This window comes from Streptomyces sp. NPDC028907 (assembly GCF_055564995.1).
The window spans coordinates 58,329-73,885 of sequence record NZ_JBVHVE010000008.1 but is presented as its reverse complement, the minus strand read 5'-3'; the positions used below and the strand labels follow the sequence as shown (position 1 = coordinate 73,885).

The 15,557-nt window shown below is 71.8% G+C and carries 18 protein-coding genes; 13 read left to right on the top strand and 5 right to left on the bottom strand.

Features of this window, described 5'->3' with window-relative positions:
• The first annotated feature begins 45 nt into the window (after positions 1–45).
• Both ACZ4UU_RS24795 and ACZ4UU_RS24790 read left to right on the top strand, forming a co-directional pair.
• Positions 46–435: a VWA domain-containing protein gene (locus tag ACZ4UU_RS24795; RefSeq protein ID WP_471905564.1), complete on the top strand. Its 390-nt coding sequence runs from the start codon at positions 46–48 to the stop codon at positions 433–435.
• The gene (locus ACZ4UU_RS24790; protein ID WP_471905563.1) at positions 432–761 is read left to right on the top strand and encodes an alpha-L-arabinofuranosidase C-terminal domain-containing protein; all 330 of its coding nucleotides are present in this window, start codon (positions 432–434) and stop codon (positions 759–761) included. The genes ACZ4UU_RS24795 and ACZ4UU_RS24790 overlap by 4 nt, the downstream gene beginning before the upstream one ends.
• 375 nt (positions 762–1,136) lie before the next feature.
• On the opposite strand, the gene ACZ4UU_RS24785 is transcribed toward ACZ4UU_RS24790, so the two are convergent.
• On the bottom strand, positions 1,137–1,415 hold the full coding sequence (locus tag ACZ4UU_RS24785) for an acyl-CoA carboxylase epsilon subunit (protein WP_471905562.1): 279 nt from the start codon (positions 1,413–1,415) through the stop codon (positions 1,137–1,139).
• Positions 1,412–3,010 carry an acyl-CoA carboxylase subunit beta gene (locus tag ACZ4UU_RS24780; RefSeq protein WP_471905561.1) on the bottom strand — a complete coding sequence of 533 codons (1,599 nt, stop codon included), beginning with the start codon at positions 3,008–3,010 and terminating at the stop codon, positions 1,412–1,414. Before ACZ4UU_RS24780 ends, ACZ4UU_RS24785 begins: the two co-directional genes overlap by 4 nt.
• A gap of 96 nt (positions 3,011–3,106) precedes the next feature.
• On the opposite strand from ACZ4UU_RS24780, the gene ACZ4UU_RS24775 reads away from it, so the two are divergent.
• The gene (locus ACZ4UU_RS24775) at positions 3,107–4,210 is read left to right on the top strand and encodes an acyltransferase domain-containing protein (RefSeq protein WP_471905560.1); all 1,104 of its coding nucleotides are present in this window, start codon (positions 3,107–3,109) and stop codon (positions 4,208–4,210) included.
• On the opposite strand, the gene ACZ4UU_RS24770 is transcribed toward ACZ4UU_RS24775, so the two are convergent.
• Complete coding sequence (locus tag ACZ4UU_RS24770; RefSeq protein ID WP_471905559.1) at positions 4,171–6,798, bottom strand: multicopper oxidase family protein; 2,628 nt, start codon at positions 6,796–6,798, stop codon at positions 4,171–4,173. The genes ACZ4UU_RS24775 and ACZ4UU_RS24770 overlap by 40 nt on opposite strands.
• 109 nt (positions 6,799–6,907) lie before the next feature.
• Between ACZ4UU_RS24770 and fabG the strand changes: the two genes are divergently transcribed.
• The 10 genes from fabG to ACZ4UU_RS24720 all read left to right on the top strand — a co-directional run bounded on the left by fabG (position 6,908) and on the right by ACZ4UU_RS24720 (position 14,143).
• Entirely contained in the window at positions 6,908–7,648 is a 741-nt protein-coding gene (fabG, locus tag ACZ4UU_RS24765) for a 3-oxoacyl-ACP reductase FabG (RefSeq protein ID WP_471905852.1), read from the top strand.
• 13 nt (positions 7,649–7,661) lie between these two features.
• Entirely contained in the window at positions 7,662–9,149 is a 1,488-nt protein-coding gene (locus ACZ4UU_RS24760; RefSeq protein WP_471905558.1) for a peptide MFS transporter, read from the top strand.
• 92 nt (positions 9,150–9,241) lie between these two features.
• Positions 9,242–9,562 (top strand): TcmI family type II polyketide cyclase, encoded by a 321-nt coding sequence (locus tag ACZ4UU_RS24755; RefSeq protein ID WP_471905557.1) that lies wholly within the window; start codon positions 9,242–9,244, stop codon positions 9,560–9,562.
• 68 nt (positions 9,563–9,630) lie between these two features.
• The gene (locus ACZ4UU_RS24750) at positions 9,631–10,056 is read left to right on the top strand and encodes a cupin domain-containing protein (RefSeq protein WP_471905556.1); all 426 of its coding nucleotides are present in this window, start codon (positions 9,631–9,633) and stop codon (positions 10,054–10,056) included.
• Complete coding sequence (locus tag ACZ4UU_RS24745; RefSeq protein ID WP_471905555.1) at positions 10,053–11,318, top strand: beta-ketoacyl-[acyl-carrier-protein] synthase family protein; 1,266 nt, start codon at positions 10,053–10,055, stop codon at positions 11,316–11,318. Before ACZ4UU_RS24750 ends, ACZ4UU_RS24745 begins: the two co-directional genes overlap by 4 nt.
• On the top strand, positions 11,315–12,526 hold the full coding sequence (locus ACZ4UU_RS24740) for a ketosynthase chain-length factor (protein WP_471905554.1): 1,212 nt from the start codon (positions 11,315–11,317) through the stop codon (positions 12,524–12,526). The genes ACZ4UU_RS24745 and ACZ4UU_RS24740 overlap by 4 nt, the downstream gene beginning before the upstream one ends.
• Positions 12,527–12,644: 118 nt before the next feature.
• Entirely contained in the window at positions 12,645–12,902 is a 258-nt protein-coding gene (locus tag ACZ4UU_RS24735; RefSeq protein WP_471905553.1) for an acyl carrier protein, read from the top strand.
• A 1-nt stretch (position 12,903) separates the two neighbouring features.
• Complete coding sequence (locus ACZ4UU_RS24730) at positions 12,904–13,371, top strand: SRPBCC family protein (protein ID WP_471905552.1); 468 nt, start codon at positions 12,904–12,906, stop codon at positions 13,369–13,371.
• The gene (locus ACZ4UU_RS24725) at positions 13,368–13,691 is read left to right on the top strand and encodes an antibiotic biosynthesis monooxygenase family protein (RefSeq protein WP_471905551.1); all 324 of its coding nucleotides are present in this window, start codon (positions 13,368–13,370) and stop codon (positions 13,689–13,691) included. The genes ACZ4UU_RS24730 and ACZ4UU_RS24725 overlap by 4 nt, the downstream gene beginning before the upstream one ends.
• 17 nt (positions 13,692–13,708) lie before the next feature.
• A complete protein-coding gene (locus tag ACZ4UU_RS24720) occupies positions 13,709–14,143 on the top strand; it encodes an SCP2 sterol-binding domain-containing protein (protein ID WP_471905550.1) in 435 nt (144 codons plus the stop codon).
• A 96-nt stretch (positions 14,144–14,239) separates the two neighbouring features.
• Here ACZ4UU_RS24720 and ACZ4UU_RS24715 read toward each other — a convergent pair whose 3' ends face one another.
• Positions 14,240–14,980: a SchA/CurD-like domain-containing protein gene (locus tag ACZ4UU_RS24715; protein ID WP_471905549.1), complete on the bottom strand. Its 741-nt coding sequence runs from the start codon at positions 14,978–14,980 to the stop codon at positions 14,240–14,242.
• Between the two features lie 26 nt (positions 14,981–15,006).
• Positions 15,007–15,453 carry an anthrone oxygenase family protein gene (locus ACZ4UU_RS24710; protein ID WP_471905548.1) on the bottom strand — a complete coding sequence of 149 codons (447 nt, stop codon included), beginning with the start codon at positions 15,451–15,453 and terminating at the stop codon, positions 15,007–15,009.
• Between the last annotated feature and the right edge of the window lie 104 nt (positions 15,454–15,557).

Below are 15,557 nucleotides of genomic sequence, written 5' to 3'. Positions count from 1 at the left end.
TGTGCCGCCACTTGATCGAACGATCACCGGCCGGGGGGCGTGGAAGTGCCGACACTGGATGAGGATCCGGCGTCCCTCGGGCTGGTCGTGGGCGAGGTTGGCGGTACCGGCCGCCGCCTTGAGCAGTGGCAACTCGTCCTGCCGGTCGACCAGTCGGGCTCCATGGCCGGCTCGGTGATCCACTCCGCCGTCACCGCCGCCTGCCTGTGGGGCCTTCCGGGGCTGAAGACGCAAAGCGTGTTCAACGTCGTCCTCGCCTCGGTTCTCATCCCGGCGCCGATGTTCGCCCTGCCGTTGTTCCTGCTCATGGCCAAGCTCGACATCACCAACTCCTACTGGTCGGTGCTGCTGCCCAGCTGTGTCAGCCCGTTCGGCGTCCACCTGTGCCGGATCTTCGCCGCGGCGTCCGTCCCGGACGAACTCCTTGGCCCGTGATCGAGGCGCCCGTGTACGAGACGGCGCGCCACGGCGAGGCATCCGTGATCGACGCCGTCGCCACCGTGGACGAGGACCGGGCCGCGGTCTTCCTCGTCAACCGCGACCTGGCGGAGGCGGCGCAGGTCACGATCGACGTCCGCGGCCTCGGCTCGTCGCAGGTCACCGAGGCGGCCACGCTCGCCGACCCCGACGTGTACGCGAAGAACACACTCACGGAGCAGAACCGCGTGACCCCGGCGGCGAACACGACCGCGAAACTCGCCGATGGCGTGCTCACCGTCGAACTGCCACCGGTGTCGTGGACCGCCATCGCGCTTGGCTGAGTACCGCAGCCGCATGACGGCGGGCGTGGAAAAGGGCTCTGCTCGACACCTCGGGATTGCCGAGTGTGACGGCTCCCGGGACCTGTCCGACGAGAACTACGTTTGCGGCGGAACCTTCAACAAGGGGGCCGGCGAAGGCGAGGGGCCGTGCGGCGCTGAGAGTTCGCCGGAGTGGGACGCACAAGCCTTGTGCGGGACCTCCGGTCCCACGGCCCGGCCGCTGTGCGCGGCAGACGATGACGGGGCCTCGCCCCCGTCACGGCCAGGTGGCGGGGGCGAGGTGGACGTCGACCATGTCGGCCACGTGCACGGACCACCAGCACGGTTGCCGCACCTTTCCTGACCGTCCGCGACCGCGCGCCGCCCCGGGCCCGGTCATGGGGCTGTCGTTCGGCGCACCATGTCACGGCCGGGGTCCCAGGCGGTGGCCGGTGGCCACACTTGGTGGTGGCCGGTTCGTGGCTCCCGGCGGGTCGGGGTGCGGCGGGCGGACCAGCCCGGAGCCGGGGGCAGGGCCTCCTGGGGGCCGGCGGCGGCGTGCCGGGCGGCCGCGGACCGGGCGTACAGGGCCAGCAGCAGGGCCGCCAGTTCCTCCGGTTCCGGGGTCCCGCGGGTGATCCGCAGGAGCCCGCCGGTGTCGGGCGTGCCGCTCACTGCGGTTGGTTCCCGTGCTTGCGGCTGGGGAGAGGGGCCTGCTTGGTGCGGAGCATCTCCAGGGCCCCGATGAGCCGGATCCGGGTCTCGGCCGGGTCGATCACACTGTCCACGAGACCGCGCTCGGCCGCGTAGTAGGGGTGCATCAGCTCCGCGCGGTACTCCTTGACCAGGCGCGCGCGGGCCGCGTCCGGGTCGGGTGCGTTCGCGATCTCGCGGCGGAAGACGACGTTCGCCGCGCCCTCGGCCCCCATCACAGCGATCTCGTTGCTGGGCCAGGCCAGGGAGATGTCGGCGCCGATGGAACGGGAGTCCATGACGATGTAGGCCCCGCCGTACGCCTTGCGCAGGATCAGCTGGACGCGCGGCACCGTGGCGTTGCAGTAGGCGTAGAGCAGCTTGGCGCCGTGGCGGATGATCCCGCCGTGCTCCTGGTCGACGCCGGGCAGGAAGCCGGGGACGTCCACGAGGGTGACGAGCGGGATGTTGAAGGAGTCGCAGGTCTGGACGAAGCGCGCGGCTTTTTCCGACGCGTGGATGTCCAGCACGCCCGCGTACGAGGCGGGCTGGTTGGCGACGATTCCGGTCACCCGACCGTCCAGGCGGGCCAGGGCGCAGACGACGTTGCGCGCCCAGGCCTCCTGGATCTCGAAGAAGTCGCCGTCGTCGACGATCTCCGCGATCACCGGCCGTATGTCGTACGCGTGGCCGGGGTCGGCCGGAACCAGGTCGAGCAACGCCTCGGTGCGGCGGTCCGCCGGGTCGGTGGCGGGCTCGGCCGGGGCCAGTTCGCGGTTGTTGGACGGCAGCAGGGAGAGCAGGTGGCGGACGTCCTCGAGGCAGGACTCCTCGTCGTCGTAGGCGAAGTGAGCCACCCCGGAGAGCGTCGCATGGGTGTCGGCGCCGCCGAGTGCGTCGTGCGAGATGACCTCGCCGGTCACCGCCTGCACCACGTCGGGTCCGGTGATGAACATCTGGGCGATGCCCCGGACCATGAAGACGAAGTCGGTCAGTGCCGGGGAGTAGGCGGCGCCGCCCGCACACGGCCCGAGGATCACACTGATCTGCGGGATCACCCCGGAGTTGCGGACGTTGCGGGAGAAGATGCCGCCATAGCCGGCGAGCGCGGTGACACCTTCCTGGATCCGGGCGCCGGCGCCGTCGCACAGGCCGACGATCGGACAGCCGGCGGCCTCCGCCAGATCCATCAGCTTGTGGATCTTCTCCGCGTGGGCCTCCCCCAGGGCACCGCCGAAGATCCGGAAATCGTGGGTGTACGCGAACACCGTGCGGCCGTGCACCTGGCCCCAGCCGGTGACGACTCCGTCCGTGTGCGGACGGCGGTCCTCCAGGCCGAAGCCGGTGGCCCGGTGCCGTCGCAGCTCTTCGATCTCGGTGAACGTACCGTCGTCGAAGAGCAGTGCGATGCGTTCGCGCGCGGTCAGTTTCCCTTTGGCGTGCTGCGCCTCGGTCGCCCGCTCGCTCGGGCCGCGGCGTACGCTCTCGTGCAGTTCGGCGAGTTCGGCGGCACGGTCACGCAGGTGCCCGTCCTCGCCGGCCGCCGCTGTCGGCGTCTCTGTCTCGGCAACGCTCATGGCTCCCAGCGTGCGTGCGCCCGCTCAAGGCAGCCTCAACGGCCTCTGTACACCCGGGTGGAGTCCGACTCGACCCGGGCCGTCCAGCCTTGGGTCATGACAGACCTTCACCGGCGCTCGATCGTCGTCATGTTCCCGGGAACGGGTGCCCAGCACGCGCGGATGGCAGCCGGGCTCTACGGTCACGAGCCGGTCTTCACGGACGCGGTCGACACAGTCCTGGCCCTGCTCGGCGCGGAGGGCGAGGCCGTACGGTCCGACTGGCTGGCCGACGAGCCGGTCGTGCCGATGGACGCCGACGCGCGCGCCGCTCCCCTGCTGTTCGCCGTGAACTACGGCTTGGGACGCCTGCTCGCCGGCTGGGGCGTCCAACCGGACGCCTATCTCGGGCACAGCATGGGCGAGTTCACGGCCGCCGTGCTCGCCGGCGTGTTCAAGCTGGAGGACGCGGTGCGGCTGCTGTGGGAGCGCGTCCTGATGCAGCGGGACACCCCTGCGGGCGGGATGCTCGCGGTGGCGGCGGCCCCGGAGGAACTGGCCGGATACCTGCGGGACGGTGTGGTGGTCGGCGCGGTGAACGCGCCGCGGCACACGGTGCTCTCCGGCCCGCGGGAGCCGTTGCGCGCGGTGGCACGCCGGCTCGCGGCGGACGGCAGGACGTGCAGGCGGCTCGCCACGCGCAGTCCGTACCACAGTCCCGCGCTGGCGCCGGTGGTGTCGAAGACCGAGGCCCTGATCCGCACCATGCGCCTGTGCCCGCCGCGAGTCCCCCTCTACTCCGCCTACACCGCGCGGCCGATCACCCCTCAGGAAGCGGTCAGCCCCGCGTTCTGGGCGGTACAACCGACTGCCGCGGTGATGTTCTGGCCGACGCTGGAGCGGGTGTTGCGGGACGAGGACCGGCTGCTGGTCGAGGCGGGCCCGGCGCAGACCCTGGCCGTGCTGGCGCGGGGGCACGAGGCTGTGCGCTCGGGTCGCAGTGCGGTCGTCACCTCGCTGCCGCCCCGCGCTCGGGGCCCCGAGGCGGACCGGCAGAGCGTGCGCGCGGCGCGGGAGCGGCTGCTGGCGGAGCAGGGGCGGGCATCGTCCGGGGCCGGGGAGGATCCCCGGGAGACCGCAGAGCCCCGGGAGACCGGAGCTCGCCGGGGCCCCGGACGCGGTCACTCCGGAAGGTTGCCGGTGGATCTGCCCGCCACGTAGGGGGTGCGCACGCCGTCGTAGGCCAGGTGGAGCACCATTCCGTCGCGGGCGTGGTCGAGGTTGTGGCAGTGGTCCATCCACAGACCGGGGTTGTCGGCCGTGAACGCGACCTCGTACCGCTCACCGGGCGCCACGTTCAGCGTGTCGGTCCACCACGGGCTGCCGGTCGCGCGCTCGCCGTCGCGGGACAGGACGAGCATGCGGTGGCCGTGCAGATGCATGGGATGGTCGTCGAGGCTTCGGTTGACGAAGGTGGTGCGCACCCGGTCCCCCTCCCGGACGAGCAGGGCGGGGATGTCGGGGTAGACGGCGTTGTTGACGGTCCACAGCACCATCGGGTCGCCGTCGAAGAACCCGAAGCTGTTGCCGAGCACGAGATGGAAGTCGCGGTCGTAGGCCGTCCCGGGGCCGAACGGGGTGCCCGCGCGGGAGCCGTACCGCAGCGGGTCGAAGAGCGGGCCGGTGACGGCGGGCGGGGGTGATGCTGCGCCGGTGGGATCGAGCAGCAGGGACGCCGTCTGCGTCCCTCCCTCCCCGTACGCCCCGTCCTCGCCGCAGCCCTCGAAGCCGCCTGAGCCGCCCGCGGCGTTGGCGTCACCGACCACGGTCAGCTGTACGGGCCCGGCCGGCTGGCGGAAGGTGACGTCGTAGCGGCCGCCGCCCGCGACGCGCAGCCGCCGGTCCCTGACGTCCGTGGGGCCGATGACGTCATTGCCGTCGATCGCGACGACCTTGAAGGCGGTTCCGGCGACCGAGTAGGTACGGGGGCAGTTGTCGGCGTTGACCAGTCGCAGCCGGACCGGGGTGCCGGCGGGCACCTTCTCGCGCCGGGCCCGGGTGTCGTCGCCGAACGCGGTGCGCAGCGGGCCGCCGAGCCGGCCGTTGCGGCCGCTGAGCGCGCCGCCTCCGCCTCCCCGAGGGGGCCCGGCCTGCACTTTCCCTCCGTCGACGGCCCAGGCGTGCGCGACGACGGTCCGGTCCAGGCCCGGTGGCCGCGTGTCCGGCTCCTCCACGATCAGCGCGCCGAACAAGCCGCGCGCCACGGCCTCACTGGACTGCTGGTGCGAGTGGTACCAGAAGGTGCCCGCGCGGTCCGGCCGGAAGCGGTACACATGACGTCCGCCCGGCCGTACGGCGTCCTGGGTGACCCCGGCCACCCCGTCCTCGGCGTTGGGTACGTCCACGCCGTGCCAGTGCAGGGTCACTCCGTCCGGGACGTTCCGGTTGACCAGGACCACCTCCACCAGTTCGCCCCGGCGCACCCGGAGTTCGGGGCCGGGCAGCCGGCCGTTGAAGGCGAGGGCATCCACCTTCTCGCCCGAGGCGAGGCGCAGGGTGCGCTCGGTCGCGGTGAGCGTGAAGCGCCGGTCCGGCTCGCCGGCCCGCGGCCCGGTGAGGGTGGTCAGGTCGCGCACGGGCGCCTGTCCGGCAGCCGGGCCGCCGCCCGCGTCGTACGCGTGCAGGTGGTGGGACTCGTCCATGCGGCCCGGCACCCGGCTCTGCTGCGCCATGAGGGTGCAGCCGCCGACGGACAGCATGGCGACGCAGGTCACCACGGCGGTGGACCGCAGCAGTCGCCTGGCCCGGCCGGGCGGCCGCCAGCCAGGGGCCGTCATGGCGGCCTGACGGGACTGCTGGAGCAGGAGCAGCGCGCCCGCGGCCACGGCCAGCACCGCTGTCTGGAGCACCAGGACGCCCGTGTACGGCGGGGCGGGCGGATGCAGGGTGAACAGCGCACCGGCGAGCACGGTCACGAAGCAGGCCCGCACCGGGACGACCAGCCGGGCCTGTGCGGCGGCACGGCGCAGCGCGATCTCATCCGCGTCCGTGCGCAGCCGGCCGTCGGCCGCCGCCACGCCGCCCACACGCACGTCCGCCAGGACCGCGTCCGGCGCCCCCATGTCCGGCACACCCGCGTCCGTCACCTCCATGTTCGTCACGTCCCTGTGCGCCGCCCGCGTGCGCGCGGTCTCGTCCACGTCCCTGCCCACGCGGCCGTCGGCCGGCGCCGCGCCGTCCACATGCGGGTTTGCCACGCCCGCGTCCGTCACACCCGTGTGCATCACCTCCATGTCCGGCACACCCGCGTCCGTCACCTTCATGTCCGGCACACCCGTGCGCGCCGCCCGCGTGCGCGCGGTCTCATCCGCGTCCGTCACCCCCATGTCCGGCACGCCCGCGTCCGTCACCCCCATGTCCGGCACATCCGGGTGCGCCGCCCGTGTGCGTATGGCGTCGGCCGTGTCCGCGTGGGCCGGGGGCTTCGGGCGGGCCAGCCGCCAGTACGCGGGGGCCGCGAGCACCGCCACCGCGACGGCGGCCAGGGCCGGCGGCACTGCCGCGAACAGCACGAAGTCAGCGGCGGCCCGCCACCCCGCGGCGCCGGCGAGGGCGAGGGCGAGGGCGACCCGCAGCGCGAGCACCAGCAGGCATACGCCCAGCAGGACCAGACCGAGCCGGGCCCTGCGCCGGATCGAGCGCGGCGCGGCGCGCAGCGCGAGGAGCCGCGCGCCGCGGGCCGCGAAGCCCCAGAAGACAGCGGCCAGCACGGCCCACAGCACGTTCTGTTCGAAGAGGTTCTCCACCATGCGGTCAGCGTGGCCCGCGTTCGTCGAGCCTCCCTCGAGGCGGCTCGACCATGCTCGCCTGGGCCGTGGCAGCCGCCCGGCCCAAGTGAGCGACAGAGAGGGCCACATGATGCAGGAGAGGCGTTGTGCGCTGGTCACGGGCGGGTCGCGGGGCATCGGCCGTGCGATCGCGGTCCGGTTGGCGCGGGAGAGCTACGACATCGGATTCTGCTCGCGGTCCGCCGACGAGGCGGCCCTGGAGACGGCCCGCCTGGTCGCCGAGGCCGGGGCCGCGGTCCACCACGCCGTCTGTGATGTCACCGACGCCGAGGCCGTGCGCGCGTTCGTCGGCGCGGCTCAGGAGAAGCTGGGCGCGCCGTACGCCGTCGTCAACTGCGCCGGTGTGCTCCGGGACCGCCCGATGGCGCTGATGTCGGCGCAGGACTGGTCCGCCGTGGTCGGCACCAGTCTGGACGGCGCGTTCCACGTCAGCCGCTCGGTGTTGCGCGGGCTGATCACCCGCAGGGCCGGTGCGATCGTGAACGTGTCGTCGGTCATCGGTGTCTACGGCAACCCGGGGCAGACCAACTACGCGACGGCCAAGGCCGGGCTGAACGGCCTCACGCGGGCGCTCGCGAAGGAGGTCGCGCCTTACGGGGTGCGGGTCAACGCCGTGGCGCCCGGGTTCATCGAGACCGACATGCTGGACGGCATGACGGCCAAGGCCCGCGACGCCGCCGTGGGGAAGGTCGCGATGGGCCGCTTCGGCACCGCGGAGTCGGTCGCCGCCCTGGTCGCGTTCCTGCTGTCCGACGACGCCGACTACGTCACGGGACAAGTGGTGCAGATAGACGGCGGGATAGCGCTGTGAGGAGGACGACGCGATGACCTCGGACAGCATGGCGCCCGCCTCCGCCGCCGCGGCGCCTCAGGCCGGTTCCGCCCGGCCGGTGCGGGCGCTGTTCCGCGAGCGCTGGTTCAGCACCCTGTTCATGACGGACATGTGGGAGCGGTTCAGCTTCTACGGCATGCAGGCACTGCTGTTCCTCTACGCGACAGCACCCGCCGCCCAAGGCGGCCTCGGGCTCTCCGACGGCACGGCAGGGGCACTGTTCGGCCTCTACATCTCGGTGTCGTTCCTGGCCGCCATGCCCGGTGGCTGGCTCGGCGACCGGGTGCTGGGCACCCACCGGGCGATGCTGAGCGGGGCTCTGGTCATCATGGCCGGCCACGTCTGCATGGCCGTACCCGCACACACCACCTTCTATCTCGGGCTGCTTCTGGTCGCCTGCGGCACCGGGCTGCTCAAGCCCAACCTGCCCGTGATGTTCGACCAGATGAACCCGGGTGCCAGCAGCCCGCAGCGGCAGGCGGCCTTCTCACTGTTCTACATGAGCGTCCAGGTCAGTGCCCTGCTCGGCCCGCTGGTCACCGGGTTGCTGGGCGAGCGCGTCAACTGGCATCTGGGGTTCGGCGCCGCGGCGGTCGGCATGGCCTTCGGCGTGCTGCAGTATCTGCACGGCGCCCCGTCGCTGCGCGGGGCCCGGACGGGGCCCAGCCGTCCGCTGCCGCCGGCCGCACTGCGCCGGCTGGTGCGCGGCGCCTGGGTGGCCCTGGCCGGCGCGGTGCTGCTCGTCTGTGGGGTCGCGGCGGCGGGTGGGCTGCCGTTGCGGCCCGTGCTCGCGGTCTGCGGGCTTGCCGCGCTCGTCGCGCCCGTCTGGTACTTCCGGCGGCTGACGCGGGGCCGGGACGTGGCGGAGGCGGAGCGGGCCCGGGTCCGGGCCTTCAGGCGGATCTTCGTGCCGTCCGTGCTGTTCTGGGCGATGTACAGCCAACTCGGCTCGGTCTTCAGCCTGTTCGCGCGTGAGCACACCGACCGGGAGATCGCGGGCTTCACGGTTCCCGCCAGCTGGTTCCAGTCCGCCCACCCGCTGTTCCTGCTGCTGCTCGCGCCGCTGTTCGCCTGGCTGTGGCTGCGGGTCGGCAGCAGGGTCGTCGTGGTACGGAAGTTCGCCGTGGGCCTGTTCTGCGCGGCGGGGGGCTTCGCCGTCCTCTCGGTGGGCGCCTGGTTCACGGGCGACGGGGCCGCACGCGTGTCCGCGCTGTGGCTGCTCGCCGCGTTCCTGTGCATGACGTGCGGTGAGCTGGTGTACGGCCCCGTCGGGCTGAGCACCACCGCGGAGTCGACGCCGAAGGGGCACAACAGCCGGATGATGGGCCTCTTCTACCTGGGCGCGGCACTCGGCGGCGGCACGGGTGGCCAGTTGTCGCATCTCGTGGGTGTCCTGCCTCTGTGGGTCTACCTGGGAGGTTTCGCCGTGGTCGCCGCCGTCACGGCAGTGCTCCTCGTCCTCAGAACGACTCAAATCTGACGTCGAGTTCGTCTGGACTCCGCCTCAAGTCGCCCCGTACAGCCTGGTCTCCACCCGCCCGGCCGCTCCGGGCAGCTGACCGAAGGAGTCCCATGGCTCATCGCACTCTCATCGTCGCGCGGATGCAGCACGACGACGCGGACAACGTGGCCGCTCTGTTCGCCGAGTCCGACGCGACCGACCTGCCGCACATGATCGGCGTCCAGCGGCGCACGCTGTTCCGCTTCCACGGCCTGTACTTCCACCTCGTGGAGGCCGAGGAGGGCATCAACGACAACCTCTACAAGGCCCGCAGCCACCCGCTCTACCAGGACATCAACACCCGCCTCCAGCAGTACATGACGCCCTACGACCCGTCATGGCGCGAGCCCAAGGACTCCATGGCCGAGTCCTTCTACAGCTGGACGCCCTGAATTCACACCGCCGCATCCCGTCCCGGCTCCCGGGACGTCCGTCCCCACTCCCCATATGTGGAGCACCCATGCAGACCACGGACCTGACGAAGGTCACCATCGACGACGTGCCGCCCAACCGCAAGCGGGGCGGCGATCTGCGTGTCCTGCTCAGCCCCAAGACCTGTGGAGCCACCTCGGGGTTCATGGGCGTAGGCACGCTGGAGCCGGGCGAGTTCGTCTCCGAGCACTACCATCCGCACTCCGAGGAGTTCTTCCACACCATCCGCGGCCGGATCCTGCTCCGCATCGAGGGGAGGGAGCTGACGCTGGAGCCGGGCGAGTCCTTCATGGTCCCGATCGGCGTGCGGCACCGCATCGAGAACCCCTACGACGAGCAGGCCTTCGTCGCCTTCTTCCTCAGTCCGCTCGCCCCGCGTCCGGAACTCGGCCACGTCGACTGCGAGCCGCTGCCCGGCGAGGGCACCCTGCCGGAAGTGGGGGACGTGCGATGACCCGACGCGCGGTGATCACCGGCATCGGTGTCGTCGCCCCGGGCCGGCCCGGCCGGGAGGCGTTCTGGGAGATGATCGTCAAGGGCCGTACGGCCACCCGCCGTATCACCCTGTTCGACCCGACGCCGTTTCGCAGCCGCATCGGAGCGGAGTGCGACTTCGACCCCGAGCAGGCCGGACTGTCCTTCCAGGAGATCCGGCGCACCGACCGGGCGGGCCAGTTCGCGCTGGTCGCGGCCCGCGAGGCGATGGCCGACAGCGGCCTGGACACGGACGCCGAGGACCCGCACCGGATCGGCGTGAGCGTCGGCAACGGGGTCGGCAACGCCATCTCCATGGAGCAGGAGTACCGCACGGTCAGCGACAACGGCCGTGAGTGGCTCGTCGACCCGTCGTACATGGTGCCTCACCTGTACTCGTATGTGATGTCGAGTTCGCTGGCGACCGAGGTGGCCTGGGCCTCGGGGGCCGAGGGGCCGGCGACCGTGGTCAGCTCCGGCTGCTGCGCGGGCATCGACGCCGTCGGGTACGCCGTCGACCTGATCCGTGAGGGCTCCGCCGACGTGATGGTGGCGGGGGCCACGGACGCGCCGATCTACCCGATCACGGTGTCCTGCTTCGACACCCTGCGCGCCTCGTCCACCAGCAACGACGACCCGGAACACGCCTGCCGCCCGTTCGACCGGCGGCGCAACGGCCTGGTCCTGGGCGAGGGCTCCGCCGTGTTCGTGATCGAGGAGCTGGAGCACGCCCGCCGCCGCGGCGCCCGGATCTACTGCGAGGTGGCCGGCTACGCGGCGCGCGCCAACGGCTACCACATGACGGGTCTGCGTCCCGACGGCCGCGAGATGGGCGAGGCGATCACCGCGGCGCTCGACGAGGCCAGGATCAACCCCGACGAGATCGACTACGCCAACGCGCACGGCTCCGGCACCAAGCAGAACGACCGCCACGAGACCGCCGCGTACAAGCGCAGCCTGGGCGAGCACGCGTACGACATCCCGGTCAGCTCGATCAAGTCGATGGTCGGGCACTCGCTCGGCTCGATCGGCTCGATCGAGATCGCGGCCAGCGCGCTGGCCATCGACCGGGGCACCATCCCGCCGACCGCCAACTACGAGGAACCGGACCCCGAGTGCGATCTGGACTATGTGCCGGGCATCGCGCGCGAGGCGGAGCTGGACGTCGTCCTCAGCGTGGGCAGCGGGTTCGGCGGGTTCCAGAGCGCCGTGGTGCTCACGTCGCCGAGGAGGATCGCATGAGCGCGCCGGTCATCACCGGGGTGGGCGTGGTCGCCCCCAACGGCCTGGACCGCGAGGCGTGGTGGCAGGCGACCCTGGACGGAAAGTCGGGGCTCGGCCGGATCTCCCGGTTCGACCCGGACCGCTATCCGGTGCAGGTCGCCGGCGAGGCCGTCGGGTTCGACCCGGCGGACCACGCGCCGCAGCGGCTGGTCAGCGAGACCGACGCCATGACGCAGTACGCCTTCGCCGCGACCAACGAGGCGCTGGCGGACGCGGCGGTGGACCCGGGCTCGCTCGCCGACCTGGACATGGCCGTCATCACCGCCAACTCCTCGGGCGGTGTCGAGTTCGGCCAGCGTGAATTGCAGAAGCTGTACACGGAGGGCCCGCAGGCCGTGGGCGCGTACATGTCCATCGCGTGGTTCTACGCGGCGACGACCGGCCAGCTGTCCATCCGGCACGGCATGCGGGGGCCCTGCGGTGTGGTCTGCTCCGAGCAGGCCGGCGCTCTGGACGCGCTGGGCCAGTCCCGCCGGGTCCTGGCCAAGGGCACCCGGCTGGTGGTCTCCGGCGGCACGGACGCCTCGCTGTCCCCGTACGGACTGGTCTGCCAGATGGCGAACGGCCGGGTCAGCGAGGAGTCGCGGCCCGACCGCGCGTATGTGCCCTTCGACGAGGAGGCGAGCGGCTACGTACCCGGCGAGGGGGGCGCGATTCTCCTCCTGGAGAGCAGGGACGACGCGCGGGCCCGGGGGGCGCGGCGGATCTACGCCGAACTCGCGGGCTATGCGGCCGCCTTCGATCCACGGCCCGGCTCAGGCCGCCCGCCCGGACTGCGTCGCGCGGCCGAACTCGCCCTGGCGGACGCCCGGATGGCGGCCCCGGACGTCGACGTCGTCTTCGCCGACGGCTACGGCGTGCCGGAACTCGACCGGCAGGAGGCCGAGGCCCTCAGCGCGGTCTTCGGCCCGGGAGGGGTCCCGGTCACGGTCCCCAAGACCATGACGGGCCGCCTCTACGCCGGTGGCGCGGCGCTCGACACCGCGGCCGCCGTCCTGGCCCTGCGTGACCAGGTGATCCCGCCGACGGTCCATTCCCGGCCGTCCGCGGCACACGGCCTCGACCTGGTCACCGGGCAGCCACGGGAGGCCCGGCTGCGGACCGCGCTGGTCCTGGCCCGTGGATACGGAGGTTTCAACGCGGCCGTGGTCCTCAAGTCCGTGTGACACCCGCACCCGCACCGCGCGTCGCCGGCCGGCCGCCGTCCACGGGGCCCAGAACACATGTCGTCGACCGCACCACCCGTTCAGCCACCGACCCTGACGCACCCTGCAGGAGGAACAGATGAGCAACACCATGACCTTCGAGGACCTCAAGGCCATCGTCAGCCGCTGCGTCGGCGAGCTCGACGAACTCGACCTCGCCGAGACCGACCTCGCCACGGCCTTCACCGAGATCGGCTACGACTCCCTCGCGGTGCTCGAGATCGCCAGCCAGATCCAGCGGGAGTACGGGCTGCAGATACCGGACGAGGCCATCGAGACGATGGACAGCCCGAAGGCCGTGATCGACTACGTCAACAACAGCCTCGCGGCGGCCTGACATGGCAGTCACCGACAACAGCATCGTCGTCGACGCACCCATGGAGCTGGTGTGGGAGATGACCAACGACGTCGCGTCCTGGCCGGAGCTGTTCTCCGAGTACGCCGCCGCGGAGATCCTCGAACGCGACGGTGACACGGTCCGCTTCCGGCTCACGCTCCGCCCCGACGACGACGGCAACGTCTGGAGCTGGGTCTCCGAGCGCACGCCCGACCCCGTCAGCCGTACGGTGCGGGCGCGGCGGATCGAGACGGGCCCCTTCGAGTTCATGAACCTCCACTGGACTTACGCCGAGACCGACGGCGGTGTGGAGATGCGCTGGCGGCAGGAGTTCGAGGTCCGGCCGGGGCTGCCGTTCGGCAACGCGGAGATGGCCGAGCGGCTGAACACCAACACCCGCCGGGAGATGGCCCGGATCAAGGAGCTGGTGGAGAAGGCCGCCGCACAACGCGCGGCGGTGGGCCGATGACGCCCGGACTGCGGGTGCTGCTGAGGATCCGGATCGTGCCGGGGCGCGAGGCGGAGTTCGAGCAGTTGTGGCGCACCCATGCGCGCACCGTCCGGCGGTTCCCGGACAACCACGGTCAGCAGCTGCTGCGGCTGAGCGGGGAGAGCGGTCACTACACGGTGCTGACCGACTGGACCGACGAGCCGTCCTTCCGGGCATTCGAGCGCAGCCCCGAGCAGCAGGCGTATCTGCAGCGGCTGTGGCCCATGCGGGCGGACGGCGAGATGCAGCTGCTCGAACCACTCCATGAACTGTCACCGGCCGCCACGGCCGAAGCCTGAGGAAACGGGAGGAAACGATGAGTCTGCAGCAGGAACAGGTCGCCGAGCTGATCGAGCTGGTCGAGTCGGTGCCCGCCAAGGAGCTCGAAGCCGCCGTGGCCGGGCGCGAGGGCGGTCTGGACGCCGCGCTGACGCTGATATTCGACCTGCTCGTCTCCGAGTTCAACCCGGAGAAGGCGAAGGGGCAAAAGGGCGTCTTCCAGTTCGACATCGCCTCCGGTGAGGGCCAGAAGCTGCACTATGTGCACGTCGAGTCCGGCACCTGCCGGACCGACAAGGGCCTGCACGAGGCCCCCGACATCACCATCGGGATCAAGCTCCCCGACATGCTGGCCATGGGTGTCGGCAAGCTGCCCGGGGCCAAGGCGTTCCTCACCGGGAAGCTGAAGCTGCGCGGCAGCCCGCTCATGGGCACCAAGCTGGGCGAGTGGTTCGACCACCCCGAGGTGTGACGACGGGCGCGACAGCCGCAACCGGAAACCGCCGCCGTGCCCTGGGCACGGCGGCGGTTTCGCCGTTCGGCGGCGCGGATCTCGCCGCCCGGCGGGTCAGTCCACGCCCAGCACCGACATGTGCGCGATCGACAGCATGGCCTGCTCGTGGACGAGCGCCAGATAGGCGTCCGGGTGGGAGGGCCGCTCGGAGTTGCGCAGATACGGCTCCAGCCACCGGTCGGCGTCCTGGCCGAAGCAACGGTCCGTCAGGAAGCTGACGACGTCGTAGGGGTGGCCGTCGTACTGCACGACGCGGACCAGGGTGTCCTCGTGCAGGAACAGCGCCGTGCGGACGATCGTCGGGTGGTCCTCGGACAGGGGCAGGGACGCCCTGCGGTTCGCGGTCGCGCGGGCAGCGGCCAGTTCGTCCCCCGCTCCCGGGCGCAGCGGATACCGCACGGCCACGGTGCCGGCCGCGGGCCGCTCGTCGGGGCTGTGCTGTTCCAGTACGGTCATCAGGCTGCGGTGGAAGTGATCCCTGAAGCCTTCCGGGGTCTCGGTGTCACGCGGCTCGACGAGGTAGGGCAGGATCGCCCGCTCGGCCTCGTGGACGCCCTTCTGCACAGACATGTGCCGGGCGATCTGGGCGGCGCCCGCACCGTCGTGGTGGATCACCCTGACCAGGGTGTCTCCCTGGACGAAGAGGCCGGTTCCGAGCAGCATTCCGATGGTTTCCCCCGAGCCGTCCTTGATGACGGGCGAGTCGACCCGGGTGAAGTTGTGCGGCGCGAAGACCTCGGTGAGTTCGTCCTCGTGGCCGGGACGGACACGGTACGTGATCGCGTCCAGTGGCATGGCGGTTCTCCTCCTCTTGCGGGGCTTCAGCGGGTGGCGAGCACCGCGACGGTGTCGACGAGCAGGGCGAGCGCGGCCAGCGCCGTGCGCAGCCGGTGCCAGGCGCGCCACAGCGGCCTCGGGTCCTGCCACGGGCCGTCGGCGGCGAGCCGGCTCAGCGAGCGGTTGATCGGGACGTTCCCGAGGTGCGATACCGCCTGCACGCCGATGAGCAGCACGGACGCCACGGGGAACAGCACCTGGCCGGGCGCCTCGGCGAGAAAGCCGAGAGCGAAGCCGCTGAGCGTCACGACGTTGACCAGAATCGGCATCAGCGGGTGGTAGCCCTTGCCCAGCAGGGCATGCGCCTGGAGATAGTCCACGCGTCCCATGGCCGACATTGCGGGGGCCACACTGACGAGTACCGCCACGAAAATACCCGTGACGGTCCCCGCCCCGGTGAGCACGACCCCGGCCAGCACTTCCTCAAGCATCACGACTCCCAGTCCTGACGGTGTGTGTCCGCCACCGTGCCGCCGGCTGCTCGATTCGCTGTGGAGGAGGGCTCGACGGCGTGGCCGCGCGCGGCAGGACCCCG